General features: G+C 61.9%; 11 protein-coding genes. 5 read left to right on the top strand and 6 right to left on the bottom strand.

The features are described 5' to 3' along the window. Positions 1-32: 32 nt before the first annotated feature. From NP552_RS12465 to NP552_RS12455, 3 genes are all read left to right on the top strand, one after another. Positions 33-2,027: a hypothetical protein gene (locus NP552_RS12465; RefSeq protein WP_274096776.1), complete on the top strand. Its 1,995-nt coding sequence runs from the start codon at positions 33-35 to the stop codon at positions 2,025-2,027. A gap of 162 nt (positions 2,028-2,189) precedes the next feature. Further along, the gene (locus NP552_RS12460; RefSeq protein ID WP_058540935.1) at positions 2,190-4,316 is read left to right on the top strand and encodes a hypothetical protein; all 2,127 of its coding nucleotides are present in this window, start codon (positions 2,190-2,192) and stop codon (positions 4,314-4,316) included. A 1,063-nt stretch (positions 4,317-5,379) separates the two neighbouring features. Further along, positions 5,380-6,753 carry an autotransporter outer membrane beta-barrel domain-containing protein gene (locus NP552_RS12455; protein WP_274096775.1) on the top strand — a complete coding sequence of 458 codons (1,374 nt, stop codon included), beginning with the start codon at positions 5,380-5,382 and terminating at the stop codon, positions 6,751-6,753. Between the two features lie 50 nt (positions 6,754-6,803). On the opposite strand, the gene NP552_RS12450 is transcribed toward NP552_RS12455, so the two are convergent. The 5 genes from NP552_RS12450 to NP552_RS12430 all read right to left on the bottom strand — a co-directional run bounded on the left by NP552_RS12450 (position 6,804) and on the right by NP552_RS12430 (position 12,247). Then, on the bottom strand, positions 6,804-7,847 hold the full coding sequence (locus tag NP552_RS12450; RefSeq protein WP_043860091.1) for an AbrB family transcriptional regulator: 1,044 nt from the start codon (positions 7,845-7,847) through the stop codon (positions 6,804-6,806). Continuing rightward, entirely contained in the window at positions 7,840-9,354 is a 1,515-nt protein-coding gene (locus NP552_RS12445; protein WP_043860092.1) for a tripartite tricarboxylate transporter permease, read from the bottom strand. The genes NP552_RS12450 and NP552_RS12445 overlap by 8 nt, the downstream gene beginning before the upstream one ends. Before the next feature lies 1 nt (position 9,355). After that, entirely contained in the window at positions 9,356-9,814 is a 459-nt protein-coding gene (locus NP552_RS12440; RefSeq protein WP_043860093.1) for a tripartite tricarboxylate transporter TctB family protein, read from the bottom strand. A 127-nt stretch (positions 9,815-9,941) separates the two neighbouring features. Further along, positions 9,942-10,922 (bottom strand): Bug family tripartite tricarboxylate transporter substrate binding protein, encoded by a 981-nt coding sequence (locus NP552_RS12435; RefSeq protein WP_043860094.1) that lies wholly within the window; start codon positions 10,920-10,922, stop codon positions 9,942-9,944. Positions 10,923-10,957: 35 nt separating this feature from the next. Beyond that, positions 10,958-12,247 carry an OprD family porin gene (locus tag NP552_RS12430; RefSeq protein ID WP_274096774.1) on the bottom strand — a complete coding sequence of 430 codons (1,290 nt, stop codon included), beginning with the start codon at positions 12,245-12,247 and terminating at the stop codon, positions 10,958-10,960. A 202-nt stretch (positions 12,248-12,449) separates the two neighbouring features. Here NP552_RS12430 and NP552_RS12425 point away from each other — a divergent pair, with 202 nt between their 5' ends. Beyond that, entirely contained in the window at positions 12,450-13,121 is a 672-nt protein-coding gene (locus tag NP552_RS12425; RefSeq protein ID WP_043860096.1) for a response regulator, read from the top strand. Further along, on the top strand, positions 13,114-14,496 hold the full coding sequence (locus NP552_RS12420) for a sensor histidine kinase (RefSeq protein WP_043860097.1): 1,383 nt from the start codon (positions 13,114-13,116) through the stop codon (positions 14,494-14,496). The genes NP552_RS12425 and NP552_RS12420 overlap by 8 nt, the downstream gene beginning before the upstream one ends. On the opposite strand, the gene NP552_RS12415 is transcribed toward NP552_RS12420, so the two are convergent. Further along, positions 14,497-15,303 carry an HDOD domain-containing protein gene (locus NP552_RS12415; RefSeq protein WP_054914777.1) on the bottom strand — a complete coding sequence of 269 codons (807 nt, stop codon included), beginning with the start codon at positions 15,301-15,303 and terminating at the stop codon, positions 14,497-14,499. Between the last annotated feature and the right edge of the window lie 48 nt (positions 15,304-15,351).

Raw genomic sequence — 15,351 nt, 5'->3', positions numbered from 1 at the left:
GGTTTTGACCACCAGGCCCGAGGAATACGCAGATGACCAAACTGAGCATGATGGGGTCAGGCCGCAGCGGCCAATCGATCGGTATTTTGATTCTGCCTACATTGCGGGTTCCTGCTGCACTGCCTCTGCTGGCCGACGAGGCAGGGGTGTATACAATTCCACTGGCCAATCAGACCCGGCCGCTGGCAGTTCTCATCGAGAGTGCCTGGCCAGGTTACGAACAAGACTATTTTGATGGCGCAATACTGCATTTTGATCTGATATGGGGCAGCGCCGTATCGAGTGGGGCTGAAATCGGTGTAGTGGTTGGAAGCTGGGAAGTGCCAATGACGGCCGATCCCGCAGACCTTTTTCCGCTGGATGCGGCTATACCTGAACCCTACCTGCGCACTCAAGGAATCTTCTACGTTTCCTACCGGGTATGGATCACAGAGGTACTCAACCCGGAGACCTCCCAGCCCGCCGCAGTGTTTCTTGACAAGACCGCCCCCAACAACGGCCAGGCCGGTAATCCCCCCGCATTGAATGAAAACACGCGCACCATCGATCAAGCTTACCTGGTACGCAACAACGACAGGGTTATTGTCAGGGTCGAGCTGTGGCCGGACGTGCGGTTGGAGGATGTGATCGAAGTCTTCCTTGAACCGTCGAAAGGCCCCCTGTTCGACCCCCTGGCGAGGCTGCAGATCCAGCAGTCGCACAAGGATCAGGGCTTTGTCGAGTTGACGATCAGGGGCGACGATGTTCGCAGGAAAGCCAACGGTTCGCGAGTGCTCTACTACTGGCTGATGGATCGCGCTAGCAATCGGGGAGCCATCTCCTTGTCCTTGCCCCTGACCGTGAATGTGGCGCAGCCAATGGTGCTGCCTGCGCCTCAGGTGCCGCTGGCTGAAGATGGTTTGGTCGACCTTGAGGACGCCCGTCGCGGTGTGCAGGTGCATATTCCACGTATCGTAGACGCGCGTACTGGGGACACCCTGCAAGCCTATTGGAATGGACGCACATTGGCACCTTACACCGTACCGTCCACCGCCACCTGGCCCGTTAGGTTGCCTGTGGCGTGGGAAATCCTGGCCGCCGATGGCTTTTCGGGGCGCACTGCTTGCAAGGTGTACTACACGCTGACTCGGGAAATCACCTCAACCTCCTCAACAGTTGCATTCGAGGTAGACCTGAGTGTCGCAGGCCCCGACCCTGAAGGCCCCGATCCTATTCACCGATTGCTAAAGCCGGTAGTGGTGAAAGGCAGAACAGGTGACAACATCCTGACCCGCCAGGACATGAACCTGCCAGTCACTGTCGAGGTGACGCTGTATACAGTGCCTGAGCCAGGCGAAATACTTGAATTGTATTGGGGTAATAACGCCGACGTGGTCGCTACCTACACCGTGAAGGCAGGCGATACCGCAGGCAGCGTCGTCAGGTTTTCCCCCGTGCCCTATGCCGCAGTGCTGGCTGCGGGAGATGGGCCCGCGATTGCGGTGTTCTACTGGACGTTCAATGGCGTCAACCGCCATCGTGCCCGTGATACGCATGTGCGGGTTGCTGTCCAGCCAATCGTTGGCTTCAAACCGGTAAAATTTCCTGATGTCACGCTCTGGGGGTGGATCAACTGCCAGAAAAAACCCTGGAACGGTATACGTATCAGCGTGCCAGGCAACCCTGGATTGTGGGGCGTAGGGGACAACGTCGAAGTGTCCTGGCAACTGTTTCGCACTCTTGAGGGGGCTTCATCAACGCCCCCCACGGGATCACTGACTGATGTTGTTTATTTCGATCCCATCAAGCTGTCTACCCCGGCGCAGGTTAATAACGGCTTTATGTTTACGATGACACGCTTTGCCGATTTGGTCCTACAACCCCTTAAGCGTGCCAATGAGGCAGATGGCAAGGATGTCGAGGGGGTTGCAGTAGTGAATTACAGAGTGGCCAGAGCGGATGGACAGGGTGGTGAATCCGATCGGGAGATGACTTTCATATCGCTACAACTTCCGAATGGCTCGGTATGTGATGGTAGCAACGTTTAGCCGCGGTTAAATCGGCCAGGTACTTCGCACCTGACGTAGGAACGTGGTAGCGGCATTAGCAAGTATCGAACGTATGAAGCAATCAGCGGCGCACAGGCTGATTGAGGAAGCGTCACGTGCCTGTTGTGTGTTTAGCAAATCTACCTGAAATGGAGAGTCAAGATGACTATTTTAGAAAAGGCAAATACCGGTGAAGCCGCCAAGGCAAAAAATCCCGCGATTGCAGAGTACCGGGCCAAGCGTGATCAGGATAATAAAACTGCATTGGAAGAGGGTCTTCAAGCAGTTGTTACGCACAGTAATGAACTTAAAGCCGCCAAGGCGCCCACGGGGTTCGGGGTGATGAGCGTCGGCGGGGTGAATGCAGTTGAAGATTTTGTGATGGATAATGTATTGCCTGCTGCAGACGATGGTAAGGTCAATCTTTTTCACCGAGACCAGTTCAAGTCGGGGCTAATGTTGGAGATTCCATTGTGGGTGCCTTCGGGGGGGGATGATGGCAGTTTCGATTATGTAACTCTGCATGTAAATGGTGTTCCGGTTGTCAACGGCGTAGAAGACGGTGTGCAGTATACCTACAAGTTTGAAGTGCCTGTTGCTGCCACCGATCTTCCTGGTCGTTTTGTCATCCCTTTCAACAGTTTGAAAGTGGGCGGGGATGGTATCAAATTGATTGGGTACTCGGTATATAGTAATGAGACGGGCAACAAAGAAGAATCTGAAATTCAACTGCTGACACTGGATTTGCTGGACCCCGCGTTGAACGATAACCCCGCGCCAATCGAGTACCCTGCCGACGTGACTGATGGCGTCGTTACCCTGAAATACCTTGCTGAGCACAGCGGTACATTGACGCTTCATGTTCCTCCTTATTTTGATTATTACCCGGGCGACAAATATCAGTTGTACATCGCTGGTAACCCGGTACCTGTTCGCAGTGGCGACGTTCCCCCAGAGGCAGAGGACGATGGCTTCGACATCGAACTCGATGAGGACACTATCAAAGCGATTGGCGAAGGTGTTTCGGTGCTCCAGTACAAGCTTGAGGACCGGGCTGGGAATCGCTCGGACTTTTCCATCCCGGTTCACCTGACGGTGCGTCTGACCCCCGAACCCGAGGACCTGCTGAAGCCGCTGGTACCCGCTGCACCGATTAGTCGGGAGGACGCCCGCACTGGCGTGGAAGCTATCGTGCCGGCTTTTAAAAACGCTCAGGCAGGCGATGAAATTCGGGTGTATTACCGTGATGAGGACACTGTAAAAGTCATTATCTGGCCGAATGATCGGGTCACCTTTAACTGGGATGAGATTGCTTTGCCCAATGACCAGGTGAAAGACCCAGCGGTACGGGTATGGTATGACGTCATTCGTGGCAAGAACACCTGGACATCGCCCGACACCGAGGTGGCGGTTGACTTGACCACCATAGGCCCCGACCCTGTCGGGCCTGGACCGATCAACGCCACGCTGGTACCGGTTCGCGCTCAAGGCAACAGTTCGAAACAACCTGGTTTTATTCGCCCAGCGGATGTCGGCTCAGGTGCGGTTCTGCTCTTTACCGTGTACGAGAATGCGAAAGTGGGTGAGTTCGTCCGGTTGTTCTATGGTCGAAAAGACAATGCAGTTACACACACCATCGCCGCAGGCGAAACACCGGGGACTGTCATCTCTATCCCGATTCCCTGGAATTTCGTCGAGAGCCTGGGCAATGGCACCATCGCGATCGGTTACGAAATCCAGGAAACCGAAACCACCGGCAACCCGCAACAGGCGGTCGATGGCAGCGTAGAGGTCAGTATTGCCACCGTGACGGTAACTGCAAAAGTGACATTCCCGGATCGCATTGGCGGTAGCAGCGATGTACCGGGTACAACGCCAGTGACCGCTTTGGGTATATTGAATTGTGAACGTCCTCGTCCTTTGCCAGACGGTATCAGGTTGGCGATCGCAGAGCGTGCGGGAGTGTTATCCAAAGATGATCTTGTATTTATTACACTCAGCGTGTGCAGCGATAAGGCCGGTTCAATAGTTGTCACTGACAGGACGCGGGAAATACCGGTGGTTGTCAGTGATCAAGAGGCTACTTCAAATCGAATCGAGCGTGTGTTGCCACTGCTCAAGTCTTACTTCGAAATCGCTGACCAGCCTGGCAAGTACTATGAATTGGGGTCGTTCCGCGCCAGTTGGCGGATCGTAAAGGCCGGTAATATTCCGGGTAGCTCTCAGGCATCGGCCGTGCGTTATGCCCTGCGTAAGCCAGGTGGCGGTTTGTGTCTGCCTCAGAGCTGACAGTCGCGTGCTGGGGGAAACCCCAGCACGCTGCGTTGGTGAGGAATTAAATGCAAGCTACCTAGGAAATTTCCTACATATCTCACTATTCAATACCCCTAGGCTATGTACCTTTGAAGTTACGAGTCGAGGCAGTCGCCTCAATTCAACTGATTATTTTTCAAGGGGTCCATGCATGCGAACTACAATCGATAAAACAAGCGCAAAAAAGCCGCTATTTGTATTTGTGAATATGTTGATGCTATTGCCATGGGCGCTTGCAAGTGAGCAGGCATTGGCCATTCTAGTTGATAACCAGACGCTGACACTTACCGCTGCAGATGCACCGGATACTTATGATCTCGTCAATGGTGCAGTGCTGACTACCCAGGATGCTTCCACGTTGTCCATTCGTGTTACCGCGTCGACCGTGCAGCTCAATGGCGGCACTATCTCGGGCGGCAGTTCCAACGGCTTGCACCTGTTTGGCAGCAACGCGACCGTGAATGGGGCAGTTGTTTCCTCAACGGGCGCTGTCGGGATGGCCATAGCACGGGTAGGGGCCGCACCGTCCACCGCCACTGTCAGCAACAGCACTATTACCGGCGCTAGGCTGGGGGCCCAGGTGTCCGCCAGGAGCACATTGAACATCAGCGGGACCACGGTCACTGGCAGCAATGCCGACGGCATCGGCCTAGCGATCCTTGGCGGCACTGTCACCGCTACTTCCGGTACGCAATTCAACGGTACAGCGGCCGGAGTTCGCATCGGGCGCGAGTCAGCCATCAATTCGCAAGCGCCGACACTCACCTTGGATAACTCCAGTGCCACTGGCGGTACGGGCCCTGCAGTTCTGGTGCGCACTGATACGGTCGCTGAAATCAATGTTAGAAATGGTTCGACCTTGAACGGTGGTAACGGCGTCATTCTTGAGGTCCAGGGCCCTGCCACGGCCAACCTGAACGTGGCAGCTTCTTCGTTGCGCGGCAATGTGCAAATTGCTGATACCGCCACCGCTAACCTGAAACTTGATCAGGCGTCTCTGGTGGGGGATGTAGTTGTTACACCTGGTGCCAACGCGTCGTTGGCGCTTGACAACCGCTCGCAACTCACCGGCAACTTGAACGGTGTGCAGCAGGTAAACATCAACAGCAACTCCAACTGGAACCTGAACGCCAACAACACCATCGGCGACCTGGCCATGACCGGGGGCCGCATCACCTTCGGCGACGAAAACTCGTTCTATGAACTGAATGTGCAGAGCCTGTCGGGCAATGGCGAGTTCTACATGGCGTCCAACTTCGCCAGCGGCGCCACCGATTTCCTGAACGTCACCGGCAACGCCAGCGGCACCCATGGGCTGATGGTCGGCACCAGCGGTACCGACCCCGCCAGCGTGGAGCGCCTGCAGCTGGTTCATACGGGCTCGGGCGATGCGCAGTTCAGCCTGCTCAACGATCGCCAGGAAGTAGACTTGGGTGCCTACTCCTACAAGCTGGTGAAGGACGGCCAGGATTGGTACCTGGACAGGGAAACCCGCACCATCAGCCCGATGACCCGCACGGTCATGGCCCTGTTCAACACCCCGATCACCATCGCCTACGGCGAAATGACCTCGCTGCGCAGCCGCATGGGGGAACTGCGTTACAATCAGGGCAAGAACGCCGGGGTGTGGATGCGTGCCTACGGCAACCAGCACAACATTGCCGACGCCTCGTCGGGCGTAGGGTACCAGCAGAACCAGCGCGGGCTGACCTTCGGGGCCGATGCGCAACTGGGCGAAAGCAACTGGACCCTGGGCCTGCTGGCCGGCCACAGCCGCTCGGACCTGAACCTGAGCTACGGCAGTTCGGGCAGCATCGACAGCTACTATGTGGGCGGCTACGCCACCTGGATGGACCCTGAGAGCGGCTATTACGTCGACAGCGTGCTCAAGTACAACCGCTACCAGAATGACGCCAAGGTCGGCCTGAGCGATGGCACCCGCACCAAGGGCGACTACGACACCCACGGCATGAGCGCCTCGGTCGAAGTCGGCAAGCACATCAAGCTCGACGATGGCTACTTCATCGAACCCTTCGCCCAGGTGGCCGCTGCGGCGGTGGCCGGCAAGGACTTCACCCTGGACAACGGTTTCGACGCCAATGGCGATGTCAGCCGCTCGCTGCTGGGCAAGGTCGGTACCACGCTCGGCAAGACCATCTCGCTGGGCGGCGACAGCATGATCCAGCCCTATGTGAAGGCCGCGTTTGCCCATGAGTTCGCACAGCGCAACCAGGTGCAGGTGAACAACAACGTGTTCAACAACGACCTGTCCGGTTCGCGCGCCGAGCTGGGCGCAGGGGTTGCCTGGACCGTCGCCAAGGACTTCCAGGTGTACGGCGAGGCTGGCTACATGAACGGCAAGAACATCGAGATGCCGTACAGCTTCAGCCTCGGCGCAAGCTATCGCTTCTGATCAGGCGAGCAGTAGAAAAGAAAAGGAAACCTCGGCTTCCTTTTCTCGTTTCAGGGGTTGGCGGATGTTCGTTCGCCCGCCCAGTGCCGGAACAACGGCTCGGCCAGAAACAGCACGAACAGCAGGCGCATCACCTGCAGCGCGGTCACCAGCGGTACCGACAGTTGCAGGGTTTCGGCGGTCAGGCTCATTTCGGCGATACCGCCGGGCATCATGCCCAGGGTCAGCGAGCGCAGGTCCAGCGCCGTCAACGCGCTCAAGGCCCAGGCCGCGAGGCCCGCCAGCAGCATGGTCAGTGCCGTGGCGACCAGGGTACGGCCCAGAAATGACGGCGCGCGACGAAAGAACGCGCGGTTGAAGTGACAGCCCAGGCCGCTGCCGATCAGCCACTGGCCGAGCTGGCTGGCGCCGTCGGGCAGGCCGGTGTGCAGGTTGGCGCCGATGCTGATGCTCGAGGCCACCAGCAGCGGGCCGAACAGCCACGGGTTGGGCTGGCGCAGGCGCTGCCAGAGCAGTGCGGCCAGCACCCCGAGCGGCGCGATCAACGCCAGCCAGTAACCATCCACCGTACCGGCATGGCTCAACGGTACGCCGTCGCCGAGCAGGAACTTGAACGCTGCGGGCACGCACAGCACGACCGCCAGTACCCGCAGGCTCTGCCCGGCGGCGACGCGGCTGAGCACTGCGCCGTTGCGTGCACCCAGGTTGACCATCTCGCCCGAGCCGCCCGGCATGCTGGAAAAGAACGCCGTGGCCCGGTCTTCACCGGTGCGCAGCAACAGCCATACGCCGATCAGGCTGGATACGCTGGTGATCAGCGCGCCGAAGAAGATCAAGCCGAAATGGCTGGCCACCTGTTCGACCACCTGGGGGGTGAAGTGCAGGCCGATGCCGACGCCGATGATCCACTGGCCGCACTTGCGCCCGTTGGGTATTTCACCGATCTGCCAGGGCGTCAGGCAGCGCACCAGAATCACCGCCAGCAGCGAGCCGACCATCCATGGCAGCGGCCAGCCGACCAGGCTGGCGAGATATCCGCCGGCCAGGCCGACCAGTGGAGTGGCCCACCAGGTGCGCAAGGTGGATTCAGACATCGGCCAGGGCACGACGCTGGGCGCTGCGGCGGCGCCATATACGCAGCAGCGGCAGGGTCAGCATCAACGCGACCATCGCCCACACCCCCAGGCTGATCGGGCTGGCCCACAGAATCTCCAGTTCACCGTTGGAGATCGACAGCGCCCGGCGCAGGTTCTGCTCCATCAGCCCGCCGAGAATGAAGCCCAGCAGCAGCGGCGACAGCGGGAAGTCCAGCTTGCGCAGGATGTAGCCGAAGATGCCGATGCCGATCATCAGGAACAGGTCGAAGGTGGTGGCATGCACCGCATACACGCCGATCGCGGTGATGATCGCGATCACCGGCACCAGCGCCCAGTTGGGCACCGACAGGATGCGGGTGAACAGGCGCACCATGGGGATGTTGAGGATCACCAGCATGATGTTGGCGATGAACAGCGAGGCGATCAGGCCCCAGACGATATCCGGTTGCTGTTCGAACAGCAGCGGGCCGGGGGTGATGTTGTACAGGCTCAAGGCACCGATCATCACCGCCGTGGTACCCGAGCCCGGTACGCCCAGGGTCAGCATCGGCACCAGGGCGCCGCAGCAGGAGGCGCCGATGGCGGTTTCCGGAGCGGCCAGGCCGCGCTTGTCACCCTTGCCGAAGGTGCCGCTGGCACCGGCCAGGCGTTTTTCGGTCATGTACGCCACGGCACTGGCCAGGGTCGCACCGGCCCCGGGCAGCACGCCCATGAAGAAGCCGAGCAGGCCGCAGCGGATGTTCACCACGAACACCGAGGCGGCTTCCTTGAGGTTGAACAGCATGCGTCCGGTGGCTTCCACGGCCTTGTGCCCGTGGTGGGTCTTTTCCAGCAGCAACAGGATCTCGCTGATGGAGAACAGGCCCAGCACCAGCACCACGAACTGGATGCCGTCGGTGAGGTGGATGCTGTCGCCGGTGAAGCGGTACACACCGCTGTTGGCGTCGATGCCCACGGCCGAAAGGAACAGCCCGATCAGGGCGGCGATGAAGGTCTTGAGCGGCTTGTCGCCGGCCATGCCGCCCAGTGCCACGATGGCGAACACCATCAGCACGAAATACTCCGCCGGACCGAAGGCGATCGCCCACTTGGCCAGCAGCGGGGCGAACAGCACCATGCCGCAGGTGGCGATGAACGCACCGATGAACGAGCTCCAGGCCGACAGCGACAGCGCCACCCCGGCCAGGCCCTGGCGAGCCATGGGGTAGCCGTCCAGGGTGGTCATCACGGTGGAGGCTTCACCGGGGATATTGAGCAGGATCGAGCTGATGCGCCCGCCGTATTCGCAGCCCAGGTACACCGCGGCCAGCAGGATCAGCGCCGATTCCGGCGGCAGGCCCAGGGCGAACGCGATGGGGATCAGCAGCGCCACGCCGTTGATCGGGCCCAGGCCCGGCAGCAGGCCGACCACCGTACCGATCAGGGTGCCGCACAGTGCAGTCACCAGGTTGTAGGGGCTCAGGGCGACGCCGAAGCCCTGGCCGAGGTAGCTGAAAGTATCCATGTCAATTCTCCAGAACGTCGAGCAGGCCCAGGGGCAGGGGCACATCCATGGCGCGGTCGAACAGCAGGTACAGGGCGATGCTCATCAATCCGACGATGACCGCACTGGGCAGCCAGCGTCCGCCGTACAGGCGCGCCATGGGGATGCCGATCAGCGTGCTGCTGAGGATGAAGCCCAGGGATTCGAAGGTGGCGGCGAACACCAGCAGCAGGCCGGTGCACAGGCCGATCTTGATCAGGCTGGCGCGGTCCAGCTCTGGTTCGTCGTCCTTGCGCACGATGGGCGTGGGACGGATCGCCAGGTAGAGCAGAGCGATGGCCATCAGGCCGAGCATCAGCAACGGATAGGCGCGCGGGCCGACCGGTTCGTAGGAGAAGGCGGCCTGGTAGGGCCAGGCCATGACGGCCAGTGCGGCGCAGGCGGCCAGCAGGGTCAGGGCGAAAAGGCGTTGCAGGATCATGGGGGAATCCTCGAAGGGCAAACCTGCACCCGTAGGAGCCGGCCTTGCCGGCGAATGACGCGCCACCGACCTGGCGGGACCGCGGTGATTCGCCGGCAAGGCCGGCTCCTACAGGTGAAGCGATGGGTTACTGGATCAGTCCGAATTCCTGGGCCAGTGCCTTGTAGTCCGCTACCTGCTGCTTCACATACACGTCCAGCGCTTCACCGGTCATGGCGAACGGGAACAGCTCGCGCTGGTCACGCAGCTTGTCGAATTCATCCGAGGCCAGCAGCGTGTCGAACGATGCCTTCCACCAGGCGTAGTCCTCGTCGCTCACCTTCGGCCCCAGGTAGAACCCGCGTACTACTGGCCAGACGATGTCGTAGCCCTGTTCCTTGGCGGTAGGGATGTCCTTCATCTCGGGCTCGTCCAGGCGTTCGGGGGAGAACACCGCCAGCAGGCGCATGTCGCCGCTCTGGATGTGCGGCATCGAGTCGGAGATGTCCGTGCTGCCCACCTGGATGTGCCCGCCCAGCAATGCGGTGGCAATCTCGCCACCGCCTTCCAGTGCCACATAGCGCAGGTCGCGCGGGTTGATGCCGGCGGCCTTGGCAATCAGTGCGGTCTGCATCCAGTCCTGGCTGCCAACGGTGCCGCCCGAGCCGATCACCACCTTGCCAGGGTCTTTTTTCAGTGCCGCCACCAGGTCATCGAGGGTCTTGTAGGGCGAGTCCTTTTTCACCGCGATGGCGCCGTAGCTGGTGCCTACCGCTGCCAGCCAGCGCACTGCGTTCTCGTCGAAGCGGCCGAACTTGCCCTGGGCCAGGTTCAGCAGCGAGCCGCTGGACCACGCCACCAGCGTGCCGGCGTCGGCCGGGCGCTGGGCCACCACCGCGTTGTAGGCCACTGCGCCGACTCCGCCGGGCATGTAGGTGACGCGCATCGGCTTGCTCAGGATCTTCTCGTTGAGCAGCGCGCTCTGCACCAGCTTGCAGGTCAGGTCAAAGCCGCCGCCGGGCGAGGCCGGGGCAATGCACTCGGGGCGTTTGGGTTCGGCGGCCAGCACGTTGCCGGCCAGCAGCAGGCAGCCGGTGGCCAGGGCGATCTTGCGCAGTGAAAAAGTCATCGTCAGTCTCCGTGAACATTGTTGTTATGGGCGGATTACCAAAGCGCCACGCTGTAGCTCACCAGCAGCCGCACTTCGTCGGCGTCGCGGGAGAAGTTGGAACGGAAGGTGGCGTTACGCAGGCGCACGGCGACGTTCTTCAGGGCGCCGCTCTGTACCACGTACTTGAATTCGGTATTGCGCTCCCACTCCTTGCCTTCGCCACCGCCGGCGCGGCTGACGTTGTCGCCACTGAGGTAGCGGCTCATGAAGCTCAGGCCGGGTACGCCGAGCTTGGCGAAGTCGTAGTCGTAGCGCACTTGCCAGGAGCGCTCGTCGGCCTGGGCGAAGTCGTTGATCTGCACGAAGTTGACCAGGTAGGGGTCGGCGCCATCGACGTAGGGGAAGGCGCTGTCGCCCGACATGCGCTGGTAGCCGGTGCTCAGCTTGTGGCCGCCGAGGGCATAGCTGAACAGGCTGCCGAAGGCGGTGTTGTCGATTCTGCCGCCGCGGGCCTGGCCCTGGTCGCCGCTGAACGCCACACGCACATCGGCGCCGAAGGTGCCCGGGCCGAACGGCTGGGTCGCGAGCAGGCCGACGAAGTGCTGGCGGTACACGTCGTCGAGCTGGGCGAAGTGATAGCTGCCGGTGATGCGGTCGGTGAGCTTGTAGTCCACTCCGGCCATGTCGAAATGGTTGCCCTCGGCCGTGCCCAGGAAGCGACCGTTCTTGTTGTTGAGGGCGATGTCTTCCTTGTTGGTGTCGTTGCGGTCCTTGACCTTTTCAAGGCGGCCACCGGTGAAGGTCAGGTGCCTGATTTCCTGGGAGGTCAGCAGCCCGCCCTCGAATGTCTGCGGCAGGATGCGCCCGTCGTTGGGGCGCAGGGTGGGCGTTTGCGGGATCAGCGTACCGACCTTCAGCTCGGTGGCCGACACCTTGACCTTGCCGGTCAGGCCGAGCTTGGAGTACTCGTCGGCGGCGCGCCCGTCGTCATGGGTCGGCAGCAGGCCGGTGCCGGTGCGGCCCTTGCCGGAGTCGAGCTTGACCCCGAGCATGCCCAGGGCGTCGACGCCGAAGCCGACGGTGCCTTCGGTGTAGCCCGATTCCAGGTTGAGCATGAAGCCCTGGGCCCATTCCTCGCGCTTGGATTGTGTGGTGCTGGGCTCGTTGTGGAAATCGCGGTTGAAGTACATGGTGCGTGTTTCGAAGGTGGCGGTGCTGTCTTCGACGAACGCGGCCTGGCTCAGCGGGGCGACGCCGACAAAGGCGAGGGCACTGGCGATGGCAGAGGGACGAGGGTGCAGGCGACGGGCAGGCGCAGGCGCCTGAGGCTGGGTGGACAGCATCGTGGGGTGACTCCGTTATTGTTCTTATTCGGGTCGAACGCTTCGGTTCGATCTACGGCCTGTACAACGGGCCGTCAGGCGATGCTAGGGGCTCAACCTTTCGCTAACCTTTCAGTGGCCTTTCAATGTTTCGATGGCTTCACAGGCGCCCGCCGCGCTGTAAACTCCGCGCCATTGAACGCGACACGACCAGGAGAAATCGATGCGTGTACTGCTCGTCGAAGACCATCTGCAACTGGCTGAGAGCGTGGCCCAGGCCCTCAAGAGCACCGGCCTGACGGTGGATGTGCTGCACGATGGGGTTGCTGCCGACCTGGCCCTTGCCAGCGAGGAATATGCCGTGGCGGTGCTCGATGTGGGCCTGCCGCGCATGGACGGCTTCGAGGTGCTGGCGCGCCTGCGGGCCCGCGGCAAGACCGTGCCGGTGCTGATGCTGACCGCCCGCAGCGACGTCAAGGACCGGGTGCACGGCCTGAACCTGGGGGCTGACGACTACCTGGCCAAGCCGTTCGAACTGACCGAGCTGGAGGCGCGAGTCAAGGCCCTGCTGCGCCGCAGCGTGCTCGGTGGCGAGCGCCAGCAGACCTGCGGCCCGCTGGTCTACGACCTGGATACCCGGCGCTTCACCCTGGGGGGCGAGCTGTTGGCCCTGACCTCCCGCGAACAGGCCGTGCTCGAGGCGCTGATCGCCCGCCCCGGCAGGGTGATGAGCAAGGAGCAACTGGCGGCGCAGGTGTTCGGCCTGGACGAGGAGGCCAGCCCCGACGCCATCGAGATCTACGTGCACCGCCTGCGCAAGAAGCTCGACGGTCATGCCGTGGCGATCGTCACCTTCCGTGGGCTGGGCTATCTGCTCGAGCACCGTGATGCGTGACGCCGGCAGCCTGCGCGGGCGCCTGCTGTGGAACCTCGCCCTGCTGCTGGTGGTGCTGATGGTGGCCAGCGGGCTGAGTGCCTACTGGAACGGTCGCGAGGCCGCCGACACCGCCTATGACCGTACCCTGCTGGCCTCGGCGCGCACCATCGCCGCAGGGCTCTCGCAACGCGACGGCACCCTCAGCGCCGATGTGCCCTACGTGGCATTGGACACCTTTGCCTACGACAGCGCGGGGCGGATCTACTACCAGGTCAACGACATCCATCAACGCCTGATTTCCGGCTACGAAAACCTGCCCGCACCGCCGCCCGATACCCCGCGTACCGATGACTATCCGGCCCTGGCGCGCTTCTACGATGCGCGCTACCTGGGCCAGGACGTGCGGGTAGTCAGCCTGCTCAAGGCGGTGAGCGAGCCGAACATGAACGGCATGGCGGAGATCCGCGTGGCCGAAACCGAAGAGGCGCGCGTGAGCATGGCCCGCAGCCTGATGGCCGATACCCTGCTGCGCCTGGGCATGCTGGCGATGGGGGCGTTGCTGCTGGTGTGGTTTGCGGTCAGCGCCGCATTGCGCCCGCTGGAGCGCCTGCGCAGCGCCGTGGAAGAACGCCAGCCCGACGACCTGCGCGCCCTGCCGGTGGTTCAGGTTCAGCGCGAACTGGGGCCGCTGGTGCGTGCACTGAATCACTTCACCGAGCGCCTGCGGGGCCAGTTCGAGCGCCAGGCGCAGTTCATCGCCGACGCCGCGCACGAGTTGCGCACCCCCCTGGCGGCGCTCAAGGCGCGGGTGGAACTGGGCCTGCGCGCCAAGGACCCGCAGGAATGGCGCACCACGCTCGAACTGGCGGCCCAGGGCACCGACAAGCTGACCCACCTGGCCAACCAGCTGCTGTCGCTGGCACGGGTGGAGAACGGTGCGCGCGCCATTGCCGAGGGTGGTGCACAGTTGCTCGACCTCAGCCAGCTGGCCCGCGAGCTGGGCATGGCCATGGCGCCGCTGGCGCATGCACGGGGTGTGGCATTGGCACTGGAAGCACAGGCGCCGGTGTGGATACGCGGCGAGCCGACGCTGCTCAACGAATTGCTGAGCAACCTGGTGGACAACGCCCTGGCGCACACCCCGGCCAATGGCAACGTGATTCTGCGGGTGACGGCCCCGGCGGTGCTGGAGGTGGAGGACGACGGGCCGGGGATTCCCCCGCAGGAGCGCGAGCGGGTATTCGAACGCTTCTATCGGCGCAGTGCGCAGGGCACCGGCCTGGGGCTGGCCATCGTCGGTGAGATCTGCCGCGCACACCTGGCGCAGATCAGCCTGCACGATGGCGAGCGCGGCGGGCTCAAGGTTCGGGTCAGCTTCAACCCGGGCGACTGATCAGGCGCGAAACATGTGCTTGGCGCCGATCAGCTCGCTGACCTGCAGGTGGCTGTTGGGTGGCAGCTTCAGGTGACGCATCGCCGGCAGGCGCGCCAGGGCATGTTCGTTGCCATCGCTGAGGGTGCGCGCGATCTGCACGATGTCGACATAGTCGAGCTTGTCGGTGCTGCGCTCCAGGTTCTGCGACAGGCTCGGCAGCCCGGCCAGTTGCTCGGGAAATTCCCACACGCTGAGGATCTTGTCGCCCAGTACCGGGTGGATCAGGTCGATCACATGGTTCAGGCAGACCGGGTCGGAGAGCAGTTCGTTGTGTTCTTCGGCATAGGTCAGGATCGGCAATGCGCCGATCTGGTGGACCAGCCCGGCGAGGGCGCCCTGGTCGGGCTTGAGCTGGGTGAAGCGCAGGCACAGCTCATAGCTGATGCCGGCCACTTCCAGGCTCTTGGCCCATATTTCACGCATTTTCTGTTCGACCACTGGTGAGCGCGCATGGAAGATCTGCTCGATCACCAGGCCGATGGCCAGGTTGCAGCTGTAGTTGATACCCATGCGGGTGATGGCGGTCTGCAGGTCGGTGACTTCGGTGGCCGCACGCAGCAGGGGGCTGTTGACCACCTTGATCAGGCGTGCCGACAACGCGGCGTCGCGGCCGATCACCTTGCTCAGGGTGCTGACGCTGATCTCGCTGTCTTCAGCCGCTTCGCGGATGCTCAGGGCCACTTCCGGCAAGGTCGGCAGCACCAGGTCATCGTTGTCGATGGCGCTGAGCAATTGTGCTTCAACGATCTGGGCCAGCGTGTTCATCGTGGATTCTCTAGCGCATTCAGGGGCCCCACCGCCACACGCGGCGGG

The organism is Pseudomonas sp. 8209, assembly GCF_028682105.1.
Lineage (GTDB): Bacteria > Pseudomonadota > Gammaproteobacteria > Pseudomonadales > Pseudomonadaceae > Aquipseudomonas > Aquipseudomonas palmensis.
The sequence above is the reverse complement of the archived record's forward strand: the minus strand, read 5'-3'. Positions and strand labels throughout refer to the sequence as shown.

Excerpts from the sequence above, each read along its gene's own strand:
- NP552_RS12435 (WP_043860094.1), bottom strand. The coding sequence starts at position 10,922 with ATGACTTTTTCACTGCGCAAGATCGCCCTGGCCACCGGCTGCCTGCTG.
- NP552_RS12430 (WP_274096774.1), bottom strand. The coding sequence starts at position 12,247 with ATGCTGTCCACCCAGCCTCAGGCGCCTGCGCCTGCCCGTCGCCTGCAC.
- NP552_RS12450 (WP_043860091.1), bottom strand. The coding sequence starts at position 7,847 with ATGTCTGAATCCACCTTGCGCACCTGGTGGGCCACTCCACTGGTCGGC.
- NP552_RS12415 (WP_054914777.1), bottom strand. The coding sequence starts at position 15,303 with ATGAACACGCTGGCCCAGATCGTTGAAGCACAATTGCTCAGCGCCATC.
- NP552_RS12425 (WP_043860096.1), top strand. The coding sequence starts at position 12,450 with ATGCGTGTACTGCTCGTCGAAGACCATCTGCAACTGGCTGAGAGCGTG.
- NP552_RS12460 (WP_058540935.1), top strand. The coding sequence starts at position 2,190 with ATGACTATTTTAGAAAAGGCAAATACCGGTGAAGCCGCCAAGGCAAAA.
- NP552_RS12420 (WP_043860097.1), top strand. The coding sequence starts at position 13,114 with ATGCGTGACGCCGGCAGCCTGCGCGGGCGCCTGCTGTGGAACCTCGCC.
- NP552_RS12440 (WP_043860093.1), bottom strand. The coding sequence starts at position 9,814 with ATGATCCTGCAACGCCTTTTCGCCCTGACCCTGCTGGCCGCCTGCGCC.
- NP552_RS12465 (WP_274096776.1), top strand. The coding sequence starts at position 33 with ATGACCAAACTGAGCATGATGGGGTCAGGCCGCAGCGGCCAATCGATC.
- NP552_RS12445 (WP_043860092.1), bottom strand. The coding sequence starts at position 9,354 with ATGGATACTTTCAGCTACCTCGGCCAGGGCTTCGGCGTCGCCCTGAGC.